The organism is bacterium 336/3, from assembly GCA_001281695.1.
Lineage (GTDB): Bacteria > Bacteroidota > Bacteroidia > Cytophagales > Thermonemataceae > Raineya.
This window is the reverse complement of the sequence record LJIE01000001.1, coordinates 246,356-265,072: the sequence shown is the minus strand read 5'-3', so window position 1 is coordinate 265,072 and position 18,717 is coordinate 246,356. Positions and strand designations below refer to the sequence as shown.

16 protein-coding genes are annotated in these 18,717 nt (G+C 31.1%); 10 read left to right on the top strand and 6 right to left on the bottom strand.

Annotated features, from left to right (window positions below):
- Position 1 precedes the first annotated feature (1 nt).
- Positions 2-823 (top strand): hypothetical protein, encoded by an 822-nt coding sequence (locus AD998_01110; protein ID KOY84936.1) that lies wholly within the window; start codon positions 2-4, stop codon positions 821-823.
- 30 nt (positions 824-853) lie between these two features.
- Here the strand turns inward: AD998_01110 and AD998_01105 are convergent, their stop codons facing one another.
- On the bottom strand, positions 854-2,785 hold the full coding sequence (locus AD998_01105) for a 1-deoxy-D-xylulose-5-phosphate synthase (GenBank protein ID KOY84935.1): 1,932 nt from the start codon (positions 2,783-2,785) through the stop codon (positions 854-856).
- An 816-nt stretch (positions 2,786-3,601) separates the two neighbouring features.
- Here AD998_01105 and AD998_01100 point away from each other — a divergent pair.
- Complete coding sequence (locus AD998_01100) at positions 3,602-5,422, top strand: hypothetical protein (protein KOY88000.1); 1,821 nt, start codon at positions 3,602-3,604, stop codon at positions 5,420-5,422.
- A 25-nt stretch (positions 5,423-5,447) separates the two neighbouring features.
- The gene (locus tag AD998_01095) at positions 5,448-5,957 is read left to right on the top strand and encodes a hypothetical protein (GenBank protein KOY84934.1); all 510 of its coding nucleotides are present in this window, start codon (positions 5,448-5,450) and stop codon (positions 5,955-5,957) included.
- A gap of 4 nt (positions 5,958-5,961) precedes the next feature.
- Here AD998_01095 and AD998_01090 read toward each other — a convergent pair whose 3' ends face one another.
- Both AD998_01090 and AD998_01085 read right to left on the bottom strand, forming a co-directional pair.
- A complete protein-coding gene (locus AD998_01090) occupies positions 5,962-6,504 on the bottom strand; it encodes a hypothetical protein (GenBank protein KOY84933.1) in 543 nt (180 codons plus the stop codon).
- A 61-nt stretch (positions 6,505-6,565) separates the two neighbouring features.
- Positions 6,566-8,428, bottom strand: coding sequence for a tRNA uridine 5-carboxymethylaminomethyl modification protein (locus AD998_01085; protein KOY84932.1), 1,863 nt, complete (start codon positions 8,426-8,428; stop codon positions 6,566-6,568).
- A 220-nt stretch (positions 8,429-8,648) separates the two neighbouring features.
- On the opposite strand from AD998_01085, the gene AD998_01080 reads away from it, so the two are divergent.
- The gene (locus AD998_01080) at positions 8,649-9,899 is read left to right on the top strand and encodes a diaminopimelate decarboxylase (protein KOY84931.1); all 1,251 of its coding nucleotides are present in this window, start codon (positions 8,649-8,651) and stop codon (positions 9,897-9,899) included.
- Here the strand turns inward: AD998_01080 and AD998_01075 are convergent.
- From AD998_01075 to gmhA, 3 genes are read right to left on the bottom strand one after another with little or no spacing between them, the layout of a single operon-like run.
- On the bottom strand, positions 9,896-11,608 hold the full coding sequence (locus tag AD998_01075; protein KOY84930.1) for a hypothetical protein: 1,713 nt from the start codon (positions 11,606-11,608) through the stop codon (positions 9,896-9,898). The genes AD998_01080 and AD998_01075 overlap by 4 nt on opposite strands.
- A gap of 1 nt (position 11,609) precedes the next feature.
- The gene (locus AD998_01070) at positions 11,610-12,542 is read right to left on the bottom strand and encodes a hypothetical protein (protein KOY84929.1); all 933 of its coding nucleotides are present in this window, start codon (positions 12,540-12,542) and stop codon (positions 11,610-11,612) included.
- A 12-nt stretch (positions 12,543-12,554) separates the two neighbouring features.
- Positions 12,555-13,133 (bottom strand): phosphoheptose isomerase, encoded by a 579-nt coding sequence (gmhA, locus tag AD998_01065; protein KOY84928.1) that lies wholly within the window; start codon positions 13,131-13,133, stop codon positions 12,555-12,557.
- Between the two features lie 134 nt (positions 13,134-13,267).
- On the opposite strand from gmhA, the gene AD998_01060 reads away from it, so the two are divergent.
- The 6 genes from AD998_01060 (at position 13,268) to AD998_01035 (ending at position 18,696) form a co-directional block, all read left to right on the top strand.
- Positions 13,268-13,483: a hypothetical protein gene (locus AD998_01060; protein ID KOY84927.1), complete on the top strand. Its 216-nt coding sequence runs from the start codon at positions 13,268-13,270 to the stop codon at positions 13,481-13,483.
- Positions 13,480-14,283 (top strand): UDP-diphosphatase, encoded by an 804-nt coding sequence (locus tag AD998_01055; GenBank protein KOY84926.1) that lies wholly within the window; start codon positions 13,480-13,482, stop codon positions 14,281-14,283. Before AD998_01060 ends, AD998_01055 begins: the two co-directional genes overlap by 4 nt.
- A 63-nt stretch (positions 14,284-14,346) precedes the next feature.
- Positions 14,347-15,081 (top strand): hypothetical protein, encoded by a 735-nt coding sequence (locus AD998_01050; protein ID KOY84925.1) that lies wholly within the window; start codon positions 14,347-14,349, stop codon positions 15,079-15,081.
- Between the two features lie 15 nt (positions 15,082-15,096).
- Complete coding sequence (locus tag AD998_01045) at positions 15,097-16,134, top strand: pseudouridine synthase (protein ID KOY84924.1); 1,038 nt, start codon at positions 15,097-15,099, stop codon at positions 16,132-16,134.
- A gap of 66 nt (positions 16,135-16,200) precedes the next feature.
- Positions 16,201-16,710 (top strand): NADH dehydrogenase, encoded by a 510-nt coding sequence (locus tag AD998_01040; GenBank protein KOY84923.1) that lies wholly within the window; start codon positions 16,201-16,203, stop codon positions 16,708-16,710.
- A gap of 99 nt (positions 16,711-16,809) precedes the next feature.
- Positions 16,810-18,696: a 3-phosphoglycerate dehydrogenase gene (locus tag AD998_01035; GenBank protein KOY84922.1), complete on the top strand. Its 1,887-nt coding sequence runs from the start codon at positions 16,810-16,812 to the stop codon at positions 18,694-18,696.
- Positions 18,697-18,717: the final 21 nt, after the last annotated feature.

The following is an 18,717-nucleotide window of genomic DNA, read 5'->3' as shown; positions in this document are numbered from 1 at the left end:
TATGAGCTTCAAATTAGGTGTACTGATTGTTCATGGTATTGGAAATCAAAATCCTGCCTACGCCAATGATTTTATCAAAGATTTACAGGAAAAAATCAGACTTTTTGATAAAAATCCTGATTTTGTAAAAATGATGCCTACCACTTGGGCAACAGAAGTACAACCCGACGAAGAAGAATTGTGGAGAAATGTATCTCATGGTGAGCCTCTTAATTTTGGTAAACTCCGCAAATTCTTGATTAGTTATGTGGGAGATGCTGTTGCCTATGGAGGAACTCCTAACAAAAGCAATGGTGTTTACCAAAAAATACAAAAAAATATCCATGAAACTATTGAAAAGCTTTACATAGACTTGGGAAAACAAGATAAGCCTCTCATTGTTATTTCACATTCTTTTGGAACACAAATCATTTCAGATTATATTTGGGATAGACAAAAAGCTCATAAAGAAAATAATTTAGACCTTCTTGCTGACAACGAGTTTGAGCGAATGAATACATTATCAGGTTTATTTACTTTTGGTTCAAGTATTCCTTTATTTACAATTGGTTATCATCCTTTAGAAGCCATTGAGTTTCCTCCCAAAGCATTGCCAGAAGATTTAAAAAATAAAGCTCGTTGGTATAATTTTTATGATGTAGATGATGTATTGGGCTATCCACTCAAAAATTTAAGTGAAAGTTATCAACAGAATGTAACTGATGATGTAGAAGTGAATGTAGGAAATTGGTTACAATCTTGGAATCCATTATGCCATTTTGGATATTGGAAAGATGATGATTGCCTCAATTCTATCGCAGAATTTATTGCAGGAGTGATATAAAAAAAGCCCTCTAAAAAGAGGGCTTTTCTATTAAAATGCTAATTGTTTATTTGAAACAGTTAATTTTTTGACTTCTGCGATAATTTGCTCATGAGCAAAACCTGCTTCTTTATGTAACTCTAATTGTGTTCCATGTTCATAAACTTTATCTTCCATACCTAAACGGTGTACTTTTGCACTATAACCTTTATCTGCCATCCATTCTAATACAGCACTTCCAAAACCGCCCATTACACAACCATCTTCAATAGTAAGTACTTTATCGAATTTTTGAAATATTTCATGTAACAATGCTTCATCAAGAGGTTTTACGAAACGCATATCGTAGTGAGCTGGAGATAAGCCTTGTTTTTCAAGCTCTTTATATATATCATTCACATAATTTCCTATATGTCCAATTGTTAGAATAGCAACTCCTTCACCATCCCTTAATTTTCTACCTTTACCAATCTCTAATTTCTCAAAAGGAGTTTTCCAGTTAGGCATCACACCTTCACCTCTTGGATAACGAATAGAAAATGCTTTTTTTCCACCTTCTTCCATATTAAGCATGGCTGTGTACATCAAATTTCTAAGTTCTTGCTCATTCATAGGAGCAGAAACTATCATATTTGGGATACAACGCATATAAGCTATATCATAAGCTCCATGATGTGTTGGACCATCAGCACCTGCAAAACCACCTCTATCCATACAAAATATAACTGGCAACTCCTGAATACATACATCATGGATTACTTGGTCATAGGCTCTTTGCATAAATGTAGAATAGATATTACAAAAAGGAATAAGTCCTTGTGTTGCTAAGCCTGCTGAAAATGTTACGGCATGTTGTTCACAAATCCCTACATCGAATGCTCTTTCAGGCATTTCTTTCATGATAATATTCATAGAAGAACCTGAAGGCATTGCTGGGGTAATACCCATTACTTTTGAATTTAATTTAGCAAGTTCAACCAATGTATGTCCAAAAACATCCTGATACTTTGGAGGTTGAGGTATTTCATGTACTTTTTTAAATATTTCTCCTGTTACCTTATCAAAAACACCAGGAGCATGCCATTTAGTTTGGTCTTTTTCTGCAAGAGCATAACCTTTTCCTTTGGTTGTTACACAATGCAATATTTTAGGACCAGGAATATTCTTAAGATCTGATAATACATGATATAAATGATCTATATCGTGTCCGTCAATGGGTCCAAAATAACGTAACCCTAAAGCCTCAAATAAATTACTGTGTTTAAGAAGTCCACCTTTTATAGTATTTTCTAATTTAGAAATAGCTTCTCTTGTCAATTTACCTATTTGAGTTTTACCTAAAATATTCCAAACCTCATCTTTAAGCTTATTATATGTTGATGAAGTTGTTATATCTGTTAAATAATCTTTCAATGCTCCTACATTGGGGTCAATAGACATGCAGTTATCATTTAAAATGATAAGCATATTTGCATCAGAAGCACCTGCATTATTCATTGCTTCGAATGCCATTCCACCAGTGATAGCTCCATCACCAATTACAGCAATGTGTTGTTTATTTATTTCACCTTTATATTTAGAAGCAAGAGCCATCCCTAAAGCAGCTGAAATAGAGGTTGAAGAATGTCCTACACCGAAAGCATCATACTTGCTTTCTTTTCTTTTTGGAAAACCAGAAATACCATTATGTAAGCGATTGGTATGAAATACACTTCTTCTTTCTGTAAGTATTTTATGCCCATAAGCCTGATGCCCTACATCCCAAATTAATTGATCATATGGAGTATCAAATACATAATGAAGAGCAACTGTAAGTTCTACCACACCTAAACTGGCTCCGAAATGTCCTCCATAAACAGAAACTATATCAATGATGTACTGACGTAATTCTTGCGTTACTTGTGGAAGTTGTTGAGGAGTAAGTTTTCTTAAATCTTCGGGTCGTTCAATTGTAGCAAGCAGTTGTCCAGGTTCGATGAGCATACAATAAAAAAAATTAAATGAAATTTGTATTTCAACTATATTCAGTAAGAAATTGTTTTTAGTTTTTTCAAATACAATGCCAAATTTACTGATTTTTTATCAACCTACCTAAATCATTTAAAATATCTTTTTAGTATAGCATTTCTTTCTCCTCATTTCTAAGAAAAATACAATTAATAAAAAAATATTATTATTTTTTTGTTGAAAATTAGGATATGTAGATATCCACAATTTTATAAAAAACTTTGTGGATAACACACTTTTTTTGTGGATAACTTGTGGGTAACCCTGTGGGTAACTTTTATTGGCATTCTAATTGCTAAGGAAATCTATCAACATTGTATGTGTATAACTATGTGGAAAACTCATTATTTTTCCACATTTTGCAAAAACTTTGTTTATAAGATTATGACTTGTTCACATTGTTCTCTTCATGCTTATCCACATGTTTATTCGATTTATCCACAATTATACCATGCTTATCCACATTTTATCCACATTTTTCGAGTACTTATCCACGTACTTGTGGATAAGTACTTATCCACATTTTATCCACATTTTTTTGATTTTTATGTGGATAATAGAAATAATATTTTTGATTATCAGTCGTTTATATTGTTTATAACACTTATCCACATTTTATAATTTATGTGGATAAGTCTGAATTTTCGTAAAAATCTTTAATTATCCACATACCAATAACAATAAAAATAGTTTTAAAAAATTTATTATTATTATTGTTTATAAAAAAAAGGAATGAAAAAAGTCGTTTGGAAAAAAAGAAAAAAATCGTTATCTTCTGAAAAATTCACTACTATGGAAAAAAGTCATATCAGAAAAATACTATATTTTATTTTTCTAATTACACTGATAAGTTCGCCTGTTGCAGCACAAGATTTACAACTTGCTGAAGAATACTTTGTACAAGGAAAATATGAAAAAGCTAAAGACATTTATGATAAACTAGCTCGAAATTCATCAAATTGGAGAAGTATTCATCAGTCGTACCTACTTACACTTATTAATCTGAAAGATTATAAGACAGCAGAAGATTTTCTTAAAAAACAAATTAAAAATGACCCTAACAATCTACCTTATAAGATAGATTATGGAGTTATCTTAGAAATGCAAACCAAAATAAAAGAAGCTGAGAAAGAGTTCGATAATGCTATTAGTATTGCTAAAAAAGATAAAGAAAAAACATTGACTACTCATGCTAACTTCGAAAGGTATGATAAGTATGAATGGTCTGAAAAGCTATTTTTAGAGGCAAGAAGACACGAAGGTGTATCAGATAAATATGCACTTCAATTAGGTGATATATATGCTAAAATGGGCAAAAAAATGCTTATGATTGAGGAATATGTAAAGCTATATAATAAGGATGAAGATTATGCTGAACATGTAAAAGGAATGTTACAAGATGAAATACGTTTGGATGAGGAAATGGATAAGCTGGAACAATATCTTCTAGGTGTTGTACAAGAAACTCCCAATCATACTGCTGGTAACGAATTACTTTTATGGCTATATATGCAACAAAAAAACTTTAGTAAAGCATTTTTACAAGCTAAAGCAATAGATAAACGCTTTAAAAAACAAGGTAGCCAACTTTTTGATATAGGAAGAATAGCTTTTGAAAATAGCGATTATCCTGCTACTGAAAAAATACTAGGATATTTTGTAGAACAATATCCTAATAGCGAATTGTATTATATTCCTGCCAGAAGATACTTAATTCGTTCTAAAGAAGAGGTAATTAAAAATGTATATCCCATTGATAAAGGAAAAGTTAAAACAATTATTAAAGATTATCAGGATCTTGTAAATTCTCAAGGGAAGAGTAGAGCAGTGGAAGCAATTAAAGATATGGCATTGTTGTATGCTTTTTATTTAGACGATAAAGATAAAGCTCTGAGTCTTTTGAATGAAGCTATTGAAGAAGCTAAATACAATTTGAAATTTACAGCTTTGTGTAAAATTGCTTTAGGTGATATTTATGTTCTGATGGGTGATTATGGTGAAGCCAGTTTATTATATTATCAAGCTGAAAAAGCTCAGAAAGATAGTCCAATTGCTTATGAAGCCAAACTAAAAAATGCAAAATTAAGCTATTATAAAGGAGATTTTGAGCTTGCTCAAACACACTTGGATATTCTAAAAAATGCTACTTCTCGTGAAATCTCTAATGATGCTATTGACCTGAGTGTATTTGTACAAGATAATGTAGGTATGGATAGTACTGAAACTGCTATGAAAGAATACGCTAAAATAGATTTACTAATATTTCAGAATAAAACAGATGAGGCTCTTATGGGTTTAGATAAAATGCTCAAAACTTATAGTGGACATAGCCTCACAGACAATATTTATTGGACAAAAGCTGGTATTTATATAAAAATGGGTAAACCTGAAAAGGCTGTTGAAATGTATGAACTAATTCTAAAAGACTATAAATTTGATATACTAAGTGATGATGCTCACTTTAATTTGGCTAAAACCTATGAAGAACGTCTGAATAACAAAGAAAAAGCCATGAATCTATATCAAGAACATTTGACTCAATACCCAGGGAGTGTGTATGTAGCAGAAGCTCGTAAACGTTTTAGACTTTTGAGAGGAGATAAGTTGAAATAGTAAAGATATGAAAAACATAATTTTGATGCTTTTTCTTTTATTTTATCAAATAAGCTTTGCTCAACTAAAAACGTATAAAGGAAAAGGTGTGGTAGATGATATAAAACGAGCCGATTCAGTGATTATATTGAGTCATTTGAATAGTAATGGAGAATACTCTCAAAATGGTAGTCTCTTGGATACGAGAGTTGTTATTAACGATTCAATAAATAATTTTATAATTAAAGAGAAACAGGTTTTAAACTTAAGCCAAAAAAAAGAATTAATAAAAATTATTAATACGGCTAAATATAAGCCACCTAAAGGAAAACCAACAGAAATTAAAAAAGCAGGTTGTTATATTCCACATCATTCAGTTCTAATTTATATTAATGGAGAGATATTTCATTGGGAAATATGTTTTAGTTGTATAGGTATGAGTTCTAATACTCATGATCATTATAGTAGTATTGATGATTTATTTGATAATAAAAAATATACCTTGCTTCAAGAGTTTTTTAAGAATCAAGGTATGAAATACGAGTTGAATAAGTAAAGTTCTATGATAATTCTATCAAATCAAAAATTTTACGAGATTCTTCAATACTTCTTATCGGTGATAATAATAAATATGAATTTCTAATCATATTTATTATTTCAAGATTTATATTAATATCATTTTTAGTTTGATAAAGTAAAGACAAAATAGCTGTTTTTAGAGAATTGGCATTACTTCTGATAGAATTTGGAGAATAACGACTTGGGTGAATATGAATATATTTATTTACTTCATTGCCTTTTAGAAGTGTCCAAATAGAGTTATCAGATAATTCTATTTCTTGGTAATTTTTATTTTCTTGTAACCATTTTAGATATTTCTCTTCCTCTAAACAATCTTTTTCCTGTAAAATTGAAATAACTTCTTGATAAATATTTTCAACTGAAAGCGAACCGATATACAAATCAAGAACTGAGTGTCCTATTATTTTTATTTGATTATTTAAGTCTTCAATTTGTTCAAACTCTTTAATTTGTTTTTGGATATATTTCCAATGATGTTTCCAAGCATTGAATAAAATAGGTGATAGATTTTCCGATTTCATAGTAATAAAAAAACTCCCATAGATTTTTTATGGGAGTGAAGTTAGTTTTGTAATATAAAAATTATTTACCCATGTAAACCATCAATATCGAAATATCTGCTGGAGATACACCACTAATTCTTGAGGCTTGTCCTAAAGTTTCAGGACGTATCTTATTTAATTTTTGTCTACCCTCCATCGATAATGCTTTTACTCGTTCATAATCAAAATCATCTCGAATTTTGAAATCTTCTAAGTCTTTCATTTTTTGAGCATTCTGCTGCTCCTTCACTAAGTAGTCTTCATACTTAATAGCAATCTCTGCTTGTTCTATTTCTTCCTCATTATATTTGCTTAAATAGATTTTTAACTCTTCATAATGTTTTGCTAATTCTGCAAGTTCTATTTGAGGACGTTTTAGTAAACTATAAAAACTGCTTTTTTCTTTGATGCCTGATGTACCTAAGTTTTCTAACGTACTATTAATTTCTTCAGGTTGTACTTTTTTCTGTTTTAAATCATTCAGAAGTTTTGCAATAGAATCTTCTTTTTTCTTTAAACGTTCTAAACGCTCATCAGAAGCTAAACCTAACTGATGCCCAAGTTTTGTAAGTCTGCTATCAGCATTATCTTGTCTTAATAAAATTCTATATTCTGCTCTTGATGTAAACATTCTGTAAGGTTCCTCAGTACCTTTATTGATAAGATCATCAATCAATACACCAATATAGGCATCCGAACGTTGCAGAATACAAGGCTCTTTCTCATATACTTTATTATGAGCATTGATACCAGCCATTAGACCTTGGCAAGCTGCTTCCTCGTAACCAGTTGTTCCATTAATTTGACCAGCAAAAAATAGATTTTCAATTAGTTTTGTTTCGAGAGTTAGCTTGAGTTGGGTAGGAGGGAAGTAGTCGTACTCAATAGCATAACCAGGTCTAAACATTTTCACATTTTCTAAACCTTGTATTTTTCTGATTGCTTTATACTGAACGTCCTCTGGTAAAGAAGTGGAAAAACCATTTACATATACTTCTACAGTTTGCCAACCTTCAGGTTCTATAAAAATCTGATGACGTTCTTTATCTGCAAAACGATTAATTTTATCTTCTACAGATGGGCAATATCTCGGACCTAAACCTTGGATACGTCCTGTAAACATTGGAGATTTATCAAAACCTGTTTTTAAGACTTCATGTACTTCCTGATTGGTATAAGTAATCCAACAACTCATTTGTTTTGTGAGTTCAGGAGTATCTAAAAATGAAAATTTACTTGGTTTCTCATCACCTAACTGTTCTTCAGTTGCTTCATAATTAATAGTCCTTCCATCTAAACGGGGAGGAGTTCCTGTTTTCATTCTGCCTGCTTCAAAACCTAATTCTACTAATTGTTCTGTAATACCTGTTGCTGCTTTTTCTCCTGTTCTACCTCCTCCAAATTTCTTTTCACCAATATGAATAATACCATTTAAGAATGTTCCACTTGTTAAAACCACAGATTTACTTTCTATTTCTATACCCATACTGGTTCTAATACCTGCAACTTTCCCATTTTTTACAAGAATTCCTGTTGCCATATCTTGCCAAAAATCAAGATTAGGAATGGCTTCCAAAGCTAATCTCCACTCTTCAGCAAAACGCATTCTGTCATTTTGTGTTCTTGGACTCCACATAGCAGGACCTTTAGAACGATTTAACATTCTAAACTGTATAGCTGTTTTATCACTAATTATCCCAGAAAGTCCACCAAGAGCATCAATTTCTCTTACAATTTGTCCTTTGGCAACACCACCCATTGCAGGATTACAAGACATTTGCCCAATTACTTGCATATTCATAGTAATCAATAAAACTTTGGAGCCCATGTTTGCTGCTGCTGCTGCTGCTTCATTTCCTGCGTGTCCTGCACCCACTACAATTACATCATATACTGGAAACATATTTTTTTATTTATCGAGTATGAAAATGTTCCACGTGGAACATTAGGTTATTTTATTTTTTACAAAGTTACAACAAAAACAAAGAATATGCATGATTTGTTCATTGTAAATAAGAACAAAAAATACAATGTTCCACGTGGAACATCTGAAATATTCTTTCTCCAAAAACGTTGATAAATAAGCCTTTTTCTGTATTTTTGAATAAATTATACCATTTAATATGCAACTTTCAACCAGCAACCAGTACCAAATTCAAGGAGTAAATGTCTTAGAACTCTGTGAAAAATTTGATTCACCTTTGTATGTATATGATGCAAACAAGATGCAAGAAAAGGTGAATCTCCTCAAAGATTCGTTTAAAGATGTAAATGTAAAAATAAAATATGCTTGTAAAGCTCTTAACAATTTATCAGTTTTAAAGCTTTTTAAATATTATGGAACAGGTTTAGATACTGTTTCAATTCAAGAAGTACGCTTGGGTTTAATGGCAGGCTTTGTTCCAAAAGAGATTATTTTTACGCCTAATTGTGTAAGTTTTGAGGAAATAAAAGAAGCTGTTCGTTTAGGAGTTGTTATTAATATTGATAATATTTCCATTTTAGAGCAGTTTGGACATGAGTATGGAAACTCTGTTCCTTGTTGCATCCGTCTGAACCCACACATTATGGCAGGAGGGAATCATAAGATTTCTACGGGGCATATAGACTCTAAATTTGGTATTTCTGTCCTTCAAACAAGACATCTTCTACGTGTAATCAAAACCAATAATATAAAAGTAAACGGATTGCACATGCATACAGGTTCTGAAATTGTTGATTCAGAAGTGTTTTTACAAGGTGCAAATATCCTTTTTGATATTGCTAAGGATTTTCCTGATTTAGAATTTATGGACTTTGGAAGTGGCTTTAAGGTTGCTTATAAAGAAGGAGACGTAATTACAGATATTGCAGATTTAGGAAAAAAACTTACAAAAGCTTTTCAAGGTTTCTGTAAAGAGTACGGCAAAGAACTAGAATTATGGTTCGAACCAGGGAAGTATTTGGTAAGTGAGTCAGGATATTTGTTTGTAAAAACAAATGTGATTAAAACTACTCCAGCAACAGTATTTGTAGGTGTAAACTCAGGGATGAATCATCTTATCCGTCCTATGATGTACGATTCGTTTCATGATATTGTAAATGTTTCAAATCCCATGGCTCCTACGAGAGTTTATACAGTGGTGGGCTATATATGTGAAACTGATACTTTTGGTTGGGATAGAAAGCTTAATGAGGTGAGGGAAGGGGATATTTTGTGTTTAAAAAATGCAGGGGCTTATGGTTTTACAATGAGTTCACAATATAATGCTCGTTTCAGACCTGCTGAAGTATTGATATTTGAAGGAGAAGCTCACTTAATCCGTCAAAGAGAGGCTTTAGAAGATATTTTAAAAAATCAAGTTGTTATGGATTTTGAAACAGTAAAACTTTAGAATCTACTAATAAATCCAAAATGTATTTTGGATTTCGTAACACTTAGACTTTGGTTTTGGGAGTAACCCAAAGCATAACTTAAATTGAAGATACCTCCTTTAGTCTGGAAACTTATACCTGTTCCAATACCAAAGGGGGTATCATTTGTTTTTATCTCAAGTATTTTTGTTTCTAAAATAGCTTGGTCATAAAAAAATGAAAAATAGGCATCATCTTGCCAAAAGAAACGATATTCTAATGTACTCAAGGCGTAAGAAGAAGCAAAAAAGAAATTCTGATTAAAACCCCGAATACTTAACAAGCCTCCTAAACGAAATAGCTCATTTTGAAGTAAGTTACTATTTAATAAAATGCCACCTTCAAGCTTTGTATACACACCACTTTTTTTGTTAATCATTCTATAAAAATTTTGTTTAAAATTGATAGTGGTTTGTAAACTTCGGAGTTGAATGTTTTTGTACAAACTATCAGATAAGAAAGGCAGGCGTTCAATAATCTTATTTCCTGTTTGTAAATCTAACTGTATTTGAAAACCATTTTTAGGTAAAAAAATATCATCTGTACGATTATACTCATAACCTAATCCATAAAAAGTATATTTGTTTTCTTGATTTATAGGTAGCGTATTAATATTGATATTGGGAGTGAAACCTGTTTGAGAACTTTGTACTCCTCCAAACAATTTAAAATTTGTATAGATATTGATAGGGTATGTAAAACGTAAATTCCTATTAATATTAACAAAATTAGTATCTTCTCTGAGAAGTTTAAAATTGAATTCAAAGTTGAGTTTAGAGCGAAAAAGTATGGGGTGTTTGTAAATGGCTTGGAGTAATTGATGATTAGGTTTGAGTTGCTGAAACTCTGCTTCTAAACTTTTAGCAGAATTAAATAAATTTCTTAGTTTTACTTGAGCTTGTCCTGTGAGTAATAAAGTATTTGGAGAAAGTTCATTGGGCATAAAACCTAAAATACCATCTATCTCATTACTTCTACTTTGATTTACGAAAAAAATAGGTTTTGCTCTCTGAGCTTCAAAAAGAACTTGAGTAGGTTTTGTTATTTTTATAAAACCTAAATTCTTTAATAGCTTTTCTGCTCTTTCAAGTTGTTCTTGACTATAAGATTCGTCTTTTCGGATTTGTAAATAGCGTTCTAAAAAAGAACGTTTTAATTTTAGATTTCCTTGTACACTCAGAGTATCCCAAGTAACATAAAATCCTTTTTGAAAATTGATTTTGGCAGAAATAGAATCATTCTTGTTTTGAATACTATCCAATTGAATTTTTGCAAAAGGATAACCTTTATTCTCTGCATTTCTTAAAACTCTTTCTGAAAAAGCTTCCCAAATACTAAAATCAAAAATTTTATTTTTAAAATCATTCAAAGAAAGTTTTCCTAAGAACAAATTTTCTATATTCCCTTGTTCAAGAGCTTTCCAATAAACTTCTTTATTTAAAATCACTTTAATATTTAAAGTATTGTTAAAATATTTTTTCTCTTGAATATTAGAATACCAATATCCTTTTTTTTGCAGAGTAGATAGAATATTATTTATATGAGACTCTCTTGAAAGAGAATCTATGAATTTTTTTTGATAAAAATAATGAATATTAGGTATAAATTCAATTTGTAAAGTTTTTTGAGCAAATGAAAAGAGGCTCAAAAAAAGAAAAAAAGGGGTTAGTATCGCAAGTTTTTTAATCAAATCATTTTATAAATTTTACAATACCATTTATTAAACCATCTGAAAGGGGTAAATCAGGTTTTGAATAAGTATCAAAATTCTCTTTCCTATCAGCAGAACTGGTTTTAAGCACATGGTTCATTTTTTCTATAAGCAAATATTGTGCTTTAGGACTTGCTTTTAATAATAATTGAGCCTCACTTTCAGGAATTTGTAAATCTGTTGTTCCTTGAACAACTAAAATAGGTAGAGTTAATTTTTTTATTTCTTCTTGTGGATTGTACTTGAGCCATGAAATCATGTAAGGTTGTACACTTGGACGGAAAAGACTGTAATACATTGGGTTAGGCTTTTCTATTTTGTTGCCTTTTTTCAATTCACCAAACATATCTGTTATATCTTTGAGTATATTTTCAGGTTGTTTTTGGTCTTTCAACTGTTGTAAAATCACTTCATCAATAGGTCTGCCTGTGCCTGCTAATGAAATGTATTTGGATACTTTAGAATTTTTAGAAGCAATCATTCCAACCAAAGAGCCTTCACTATGTCCTAAAATTATAATTTTATTAAATCTTTTATCTTTACTTATAATATCTATCCACCTGGTTACATCATTGATATATTGGTCAAAATCAAGATTATCTTCTTTAAAATTAGGAACTACGCTTTTTGCGATACCACGTTTATCATAACGTAGAGAGGCTATATTATTTTGAGCTAAACCTTCAGCCAATAATTTATAAGAATTAGATTTTCCTGCTAATGGATTATTGCCATCTCGGTCGGTTGGTCCAGAGCCTGCAATGATAATAACTAAAGGAACAGGAGTTTTATTTGTTGGAATTAATAAAGTACCTTCTACTATATCATTTTTGATACTTTCCTCTTTTGTATTTTGAGAAAATACAAAATTTACCCAAAATAGAAACAAAATAATTCCAACAACTTTTTTCATAATGATTATAGTTTATGATAACCCTAAACCCTTTTCAATCAGACCAATCCAAATATGGATAATTTTAATATGTATCTCTTGGATTCTGTCAGCATAACCCGTGTGAGGAACACGAATCTCAAAATCAGCTAATTCAGCCAATTTTCCACCATTTTTACCAGTAAGAGCAACAGTTGTAATGCCTTGATTTTTAGCTACTTCAAAGGCTTTTATAACATTTGTAGAATTTCCACTGGTACTAATACCTACCAATACATCTCCTGATTGTCCTAATGCTTCTATAAATCGAGCATATATGTGGTCAAAACCATAATCGTTTCCTACACAAGTAATATGTCCACTATCTGAAATGGAGATAGAAGGAAGAGCTTTACGGTCATTTCTATATTTTCCACTTAATTCTTCAGCAAAGTGCATGGCATCACAATGTGAACCACCATTACCACAAGCCAATATCTTACGATTGTTTTGGATAGCATCTATCATTTTTTGAGCCGTAAGAACTATTTTATCAAGGTTCTCTTTATCCTCAAAAAAAGAATTTAAAACTTTTTGAGCTTCCAATAATTCAGCTTTTACAAAATTTAACATACTGGCTTTTACTTTATGATGCAAATTAAGAAATAATCAAGGTTTCTCAAAATAAAATACCTATTTCAAGCATTTTATAGATAGTTGGAAAATTCAACAAAAAACGTTTTCTTTGCCATTCAAAAAGCTATTTTATGCAAAATTCAGAAAATAAACCTTTTCCTTTTGATAAAGCCAATTATATCATCATGATAGTAGGGCTATTACTTCTTTTATTGGGCTTTGTAATAATGGCAAGTGATAAAGAACGATATGGTTTTGGCTTTATGGGTATTACACTTGGTCCCATTGTATTATTATTAGGCTTTCTTACTCAATTTATTGCTATTTTCTATAAATCGAAAAAATGAGTTTATTAGAAGCTATTTTATTAGCCATTGTAGAGGGACTTACGGAGTTTTTGCCCATATCTTCTACAGGACACATGATTATTACGGCTTCATTTGCACAAATGAAAGCTGATAATTTTTTTAAAATGTTTATTGTTGCTATTCAGTTAGGAGCAATTCTTTCGGTAGTGGTATTATACTGGAAGCGATTTTTTCAAAGTATTGATTTTTATTTTAAACTCATAGTAGCCTTTATCCCTGCAGCTATAGTGGGTTTGCTTCTCAAAAAACATATTGATACCTTGCTTGAAAGAGTAGATGTAGTGGCTGTTGCATTGCTTTTAGGAGGCATAATACTTTTGTTTGTAGATAAATGGTTTTCTAAGAATGAATTAAATCAAAACCAAACCACTCAGGACATTAACTATAAAACAGCTTTTATCATTGGTTGTTTTCAGTGTATTTCTATGATACCAGGGGTAAGCCGTTCAGCATCAACGATTATAGGAGGGCTAACTCAACGCCTAAATAGAAAAGTGGCAGCAGAATTTTCTTTCTTTTTGGCTGTTCCTACTATGTTTGCTGCTACTGTCAAAAGTATTTGGGATGTAAAAGAAGATTTTTTGAATCAAACACAAGAACAATGGACTTTATTTTTTGTTGGGAATATAGTAGCTTTTGTAGTAGCTCTGATAGCAATTAAATTTTTTATTGGTGTTTTGACTAAATATGGCTTTAAAGCATTTGGTTGGTACAGAATTATTGTAGGATTGATATTATTAACCTTAATAATTAGAGGCTATTCTTTGGAAATGCTTTAGAAGTTTTTTATCTTACTCTTTTCTATATACTTGATGTTCAAAAGGCTTTTTATAGTAACTCTCATGTTTGTGTATTCTTTACAGGGATACTCACAAGGTGCTATAGATAGCTCTCTGGTGGAAGTACGTAGTTTTAAAGATAAAAATTTAGAAAAATTAAGAAATGACCCTGATTTTAACTACGAAGAAGAAGATATAAAAGATTATAATAAAGAAGATAGTGATTGGGAGTGGAAACAATGGCGTTATGAGCAGGAACAAAAAAGAAATGGTAAAAATCAAGGAAATGGAGAAAATGAATGGGAAGTAAAGAAAATAAGAAGACAAGAATCTCCTAAAATTCAACTGGGCGAAAGTGCTATTTATATTGCTTCAGCAATTGCAATCATATTTTTAGTGCTTGCCTTACTGGGAATCAATCCTATGAGTCTCTTTAGAAGAAATAATAAAATAGTTGTACAAGAAGTTCTGGAAGAAGATATTGATAAATTAGATAAAAGTAATTTAGATGAGAAAATAAACAAAGCAATAGCCAAAGGAGATTATACCCAAGCTGTAAGATTCTTATATTTAAAGACATTATTTTTACTTTCTCAAAAACAATATATTCATTTACAAAAAGAAAAAACTAATTTAGAGTATCAACAAGAACTAAGACAAAATAAAAAACCTTTGTACGAAGATTTTAAATATCAAAGTAAAATATTTGCCTATATCAAATATGGTGGTTTTGAAATATCGTCATCTCAATTTGATAGTTTACATACTCAATTCAAAAACTTACATAGTAAAATATAAGAATCCCATTAAAAAATGAATCAGGATGAACAAGATGACTTCTTGGAAGATGAAGATGTTTCGGAATTGTACGAACATTATAAAATTATTGTAGATAAGGGTCAAGGCTTGCTCAGAGTAGACAAGTTTTTGGTTGATAGAGTTCAAAATGCAACTCGTAATAGAATACAAAATGCTATAGAAGCAGGCTTAATAAAGGTAAATGATAAGATTATCAAATCGAATTATAAAATAAAGCCTTTTGATAGTATAACGCTTCATTTACCTACTCCACCTCGAAACAAAGAAATTCTTCCTGAAAATATTCCTCTTAATATTATTTATGAAGACGATGAATTTTTGATTGTCAATAAAGCTGCTGGAATGGTTGTCCATCCTGCTCATGGTAACTGGGATGGGACGCTTGTAAATGCTTTGGTATATCATTTTCAGCAACTTCCACACTTTAAAGATGGAGAAATACGTCCAGGATTGATACATAGAATAGACAAAGATACCTCTGGTCTTTTGGTAATTGGTAAAACGGAAAGAGCTTTAAGTTTTATAGCCAAACAGTTTTTTGACCATAATATTGAAAGAACATATTACGCATTGGTTTGGGGTGAACCTAAAGAGTCAAAAGGAACGGTTAATGCTCCCATTAATCGTAGTACAAAAGATAGGAAATTAATGGATGTGTACCCTTTAGACTCAGAAATTGGAAAAAGAGCTGTTACACACTATCAGGTAATACGCTCATTTAAATATGTGAGTTTGATACGTTGTAATTTAGAAACAGGAAGAACACACCAAATACGCATACACATGAAATCCATTGGTCATCCATTATTCAATGATGTATCTTATGGAGGGGATAAAATACGTAGGGGCAATGCTACAGGCAAATACAAAAAATTTGTAGAAAATTGCTTTGAAATGATGCCACGTCAAGCCCTACATGCAAAAAGTTTAGGATTTATTCATCCTACAACATTAAAACCTGTTTTTTATGAGAGTGAATTACCTGAAGATTTTCAAAATTTACTAAAAAAATGGGAAGATTATACAGAATAGAGTATTTCGAAACAAAATATTTCTAAGAATTGTTAAAATTATTATCTTGCTCAAAAATTAAGTTTTATGGCTGTACTTACTAAAGAAATTATTATTGAAGATATCTTAGCAAAATTTGAAGGTAGTTTGATTTTGGATGAACAAACAGCAACAGACTTGCCTCTATTGATTTGCAAAAGAGAAAGCATCATCAATCTTTTAGAGTATCTATATTTTCATAAACAATTTCAGTTTCAGTTCCTGACAACACTTTGTGGGATTCATTATCCTGATAATCAAGGAGCAGAGTTTGCGGTGATGTATCAAGTACATAGCCTTTTAAGTAATATTCGTTTGCGTTTTAAGGTGTTTTTATCTCAAGACGATTTGCATCTTCCAACACTTACAACACTATTTGCATCTTCTAATTGGATGGAAAGAGAAGCTTACGATTTCTATGGAATTATCTTTGATGGACACCCGAAGCTGACGAGAATTTATAACGTAGATGAAATGGATTATCACCCACTACGTAAAGAGTATCCTTTGGAAGACCAAACACGCCAAGATAAAGAAAATTTATATTTTGGAAGATAATACAAATAACTTTAGAATATAAAGTAAGCTCACTTGATAGTGGGCTTTTTTGCTTATTAGGGTTTTTCATGTAGTTTTGTATAAATACCAATACCAGCCATGAACAAATATATTATTATTGATTTTGACAGCACTTTTACACAAGTAGAAGGCTTGGATGAACTTGCCCGAATAGCCTTAGAGGGCAAACCCAACCAACAAGAAATAGTTTCTAAAATAGAAGAAATTACTAAAGCAGGAATGGAAGGGAAGCTCTCATTTGAACAAGCTTTGGAACAACGCATACAACTACTTTCTGCAAACAAAAACGACATCTTAAAATTGGTTGAGTTTTTAGAAAGTAAAGTATCTGTTTCATTCTCAAGGAATAAGACATTTTTAGAAACTTATTCAGGAAATATTTTAATTATCTCAAGTGGTTTCAGAGAGTTTATAGAGCCTATCGTGACTAAATATGGCATTAAACCTGAAAATATTTATGCCAATGAATTTGTATTCAATGAATCGGAAAATATCATAGGTTATGATAAAAATATTCTCCTCTCTAAAAATAAAGGTAAAGTTCTATTACTCAAAGAATTAAATCTAGAAGGAGAAGTGTATGTAATAGGAGATGGTTATACAGATTACGAAATGAGAGAAGCAGGGCTTGCCAATCATTTTTATGCATTCACAGAAAATATTGAACGCCCACAAGTAGCTGAAAAAGCCGATTACATTCTACCTAATTTAGACGAATTTCTATTTATCCATAAACTACCTATGCAAGTTTCTTATCCAAAACATCGAATAAAAGTTTTATTACTAGAAAATGTACATCCTAAAGCTCAAGAAATTTTTAAGAATGAAGGTTATCAAGTAGAAGCATTGAAAGGAGCCTTGAATGAAGATGAATTAATTGAAAAAATAAAAGATGTATCTATTCTTGGTATACGTTCAAAAACAAATGTAACAGCTAAGGTTTTAAAACATGCTGAAAGACTTATAGCCATTGGAGCTTATTGCATTGGTACAAATCAAATAGACTTAAATACTTGTATGCAAAAAGGGATAGCTGTGTTCAATGCTCCTTATAGCAATACAAGAAGTGTTGTGGAAATGGCTCTTGGTGAAATGATTATACTCACAAGGCAGATTGCAGAGAAAAGTCAGAAAATGCACCAAGGAATTTGGGATAAATCGGCAAACAACAGTAGAGAAATTAGAGGTAAAAAATTGGGAATAGTGGGCTATGGGAATATTGGTTCACAACTTTCTGTCATTTCAGAAGCTTTGGGAATGCAGGTCTATTTTTATGATGTGGTAGATAAATTGGCTTTAGGAAATGCTCAAAAATGCAATAGTTTAGAAGAACTTTTACAAATAGCGGATTTTGTAACACTTCATGTAGATGGCAGAAAAGAAAATGAAAATTTGATAGGAGAAAAAGAATTTGATTTGATGAAGCAAGGAGTTGTTTTCTTGAATTTGGCAAGAGGTCATATTGTTGATATAGAGGCTCTTGTAAAGAATATTCGTTCTGGAAAAATAGCGGGTACAGCTGTAGATGTATTTCCTTATGAACCTAAAACCAATGATGAAAGTTTTGAAAATGAATTGAAAGGCTTACCAAATGTAATTCTCACACCACATATTGGAGGTAGCACAGAAGAAGCTCAGGAAAATATAGGCACTTATGTTCCTAATAAACTCATAGAGTATATCAATACAGGAAGCACTTATGCAAGTGTAAATATCCCAAATTTACAGCTTCCTGCTCAGAAAAATGCTCACAGATTGCTTCATATCCATAAGAATACAGCAGGTATTTTAGCTAAAATAAACCTGATTTTGGCTAATCATCAAATTAATATTTTGGGACAATACTTAAAAACTAATGAAGAAATAGGATATGTAATCACAGATATAGATAAAGAATATAGTAAAGATGTGATTACAGATTTAAAAGAAATAGAAAATACAATCAAGTTTAGAGTGTTGTATTAAAATAAAAAGGGTTCATGCAAA

Excerpts from the sequence above, each read along its gene's own strand:
- AD998_01080 (KOY84931.1), top strand. The coding sequence starts at position 8,649 with ATGCAACTTTCAACCAGCAACCAGTACCAAATTCAAGGAGTAAATGTC.
- AD998_01090 (KOY84933.1), bottom strand. The coding sequence starts at position 6,504 with ATGAAATCGGAAAATCTATCACCTATTTTATTCAATGCTTGGAAACAT.
- gmhA (KOY84928.1), bottom strand. The coding sequence starts at position 13,133 with ATGTTAAATTTTGTAAAAGCTGAATTATTGGAAGCTCAAAAAGTTTTA.
- AD998_01110 (KOY84936.1), top strand. The coding sequence starts at position 2 with ATGAGCTTCAAATTAGGTGTACTGATTGTTCATGGTATTGGAAATCAA.
- AD998_01085 (KOY84932.1), bottom strand. The coding sequence starts at position 8,428 with ATGTTTCCAGTATATGATGTAATTGTAGTGGGTGCAGGACACGCAGGA.
- AD998_01035 (KOY84922.1), top strand. The coding sequence starts at position 16,810 with ATGAACAAATATATTATTATTGATTTTGACAGCACTTTTACACAAGTA.
- AD998_01040 (KOY84923.1), top strand. The coding sequence starts at position 16,201 with ATGGCTGTACTTACTAAAGAAATTATTATTGAAGATATCTTAGCAAAA.
- AD998_01100 (KOY88000.1), top strand. The coding sequence starts at position 3,602 with ATGGAAAAAAGTCATATCAGAAAAATACTATATTTTATTTTTCTAATT.
- AD998_01055 (KOY84926.1), top strand. The coding sequence starts at position 13,480 with ATGAGTTTATTAGAAGCTATTTTATTAGCCATTGTAGAGGGACTTACG.
- AD998_01095 (KOY84934.1), top strand. The coding sequence starts at position 5,448 with ATGCTTTTTCTTTTATTTTATCAAATAAGCTTTGCTCAACTAAAAACG.
- AD998_01105 (KOY84935.1), bottom strand. The coding sequence starts at position 2,785 with ATGCTCATCGAACCTGGACAACTGCTTGCTACAATTGAACGACCCGAA.
- AD998_01060 (KOY84927.1), top strand. The coding sequence starts at position 13,268 with ATGCAAAATTCAGAAAATAAACCTTTTCCTTTTGATAAAGCCAATTAT.
- AD998_01070 (KOY84929.1), bottom strand. The coding sequence starts at position 12,542 with ATGAAAAAAGTTGTTGGAATTATTTTGTTTCTATTTTGGGTAAATTTT.
- AD998_01050 (KOY84925.1), top strand. The coding sequence starts at position 14,347 with ATGTTTGTGTATTCTTTACAGGGATACTCACAAGGTGCTATAGATAGC.
- AD998_01045 (KOY84924.1), top strand. The coding sequence starts at position 15,097 with ATGAATCAGGATGAACAAGATGACTTCTTGGAAGATGAAGATGTTTCG.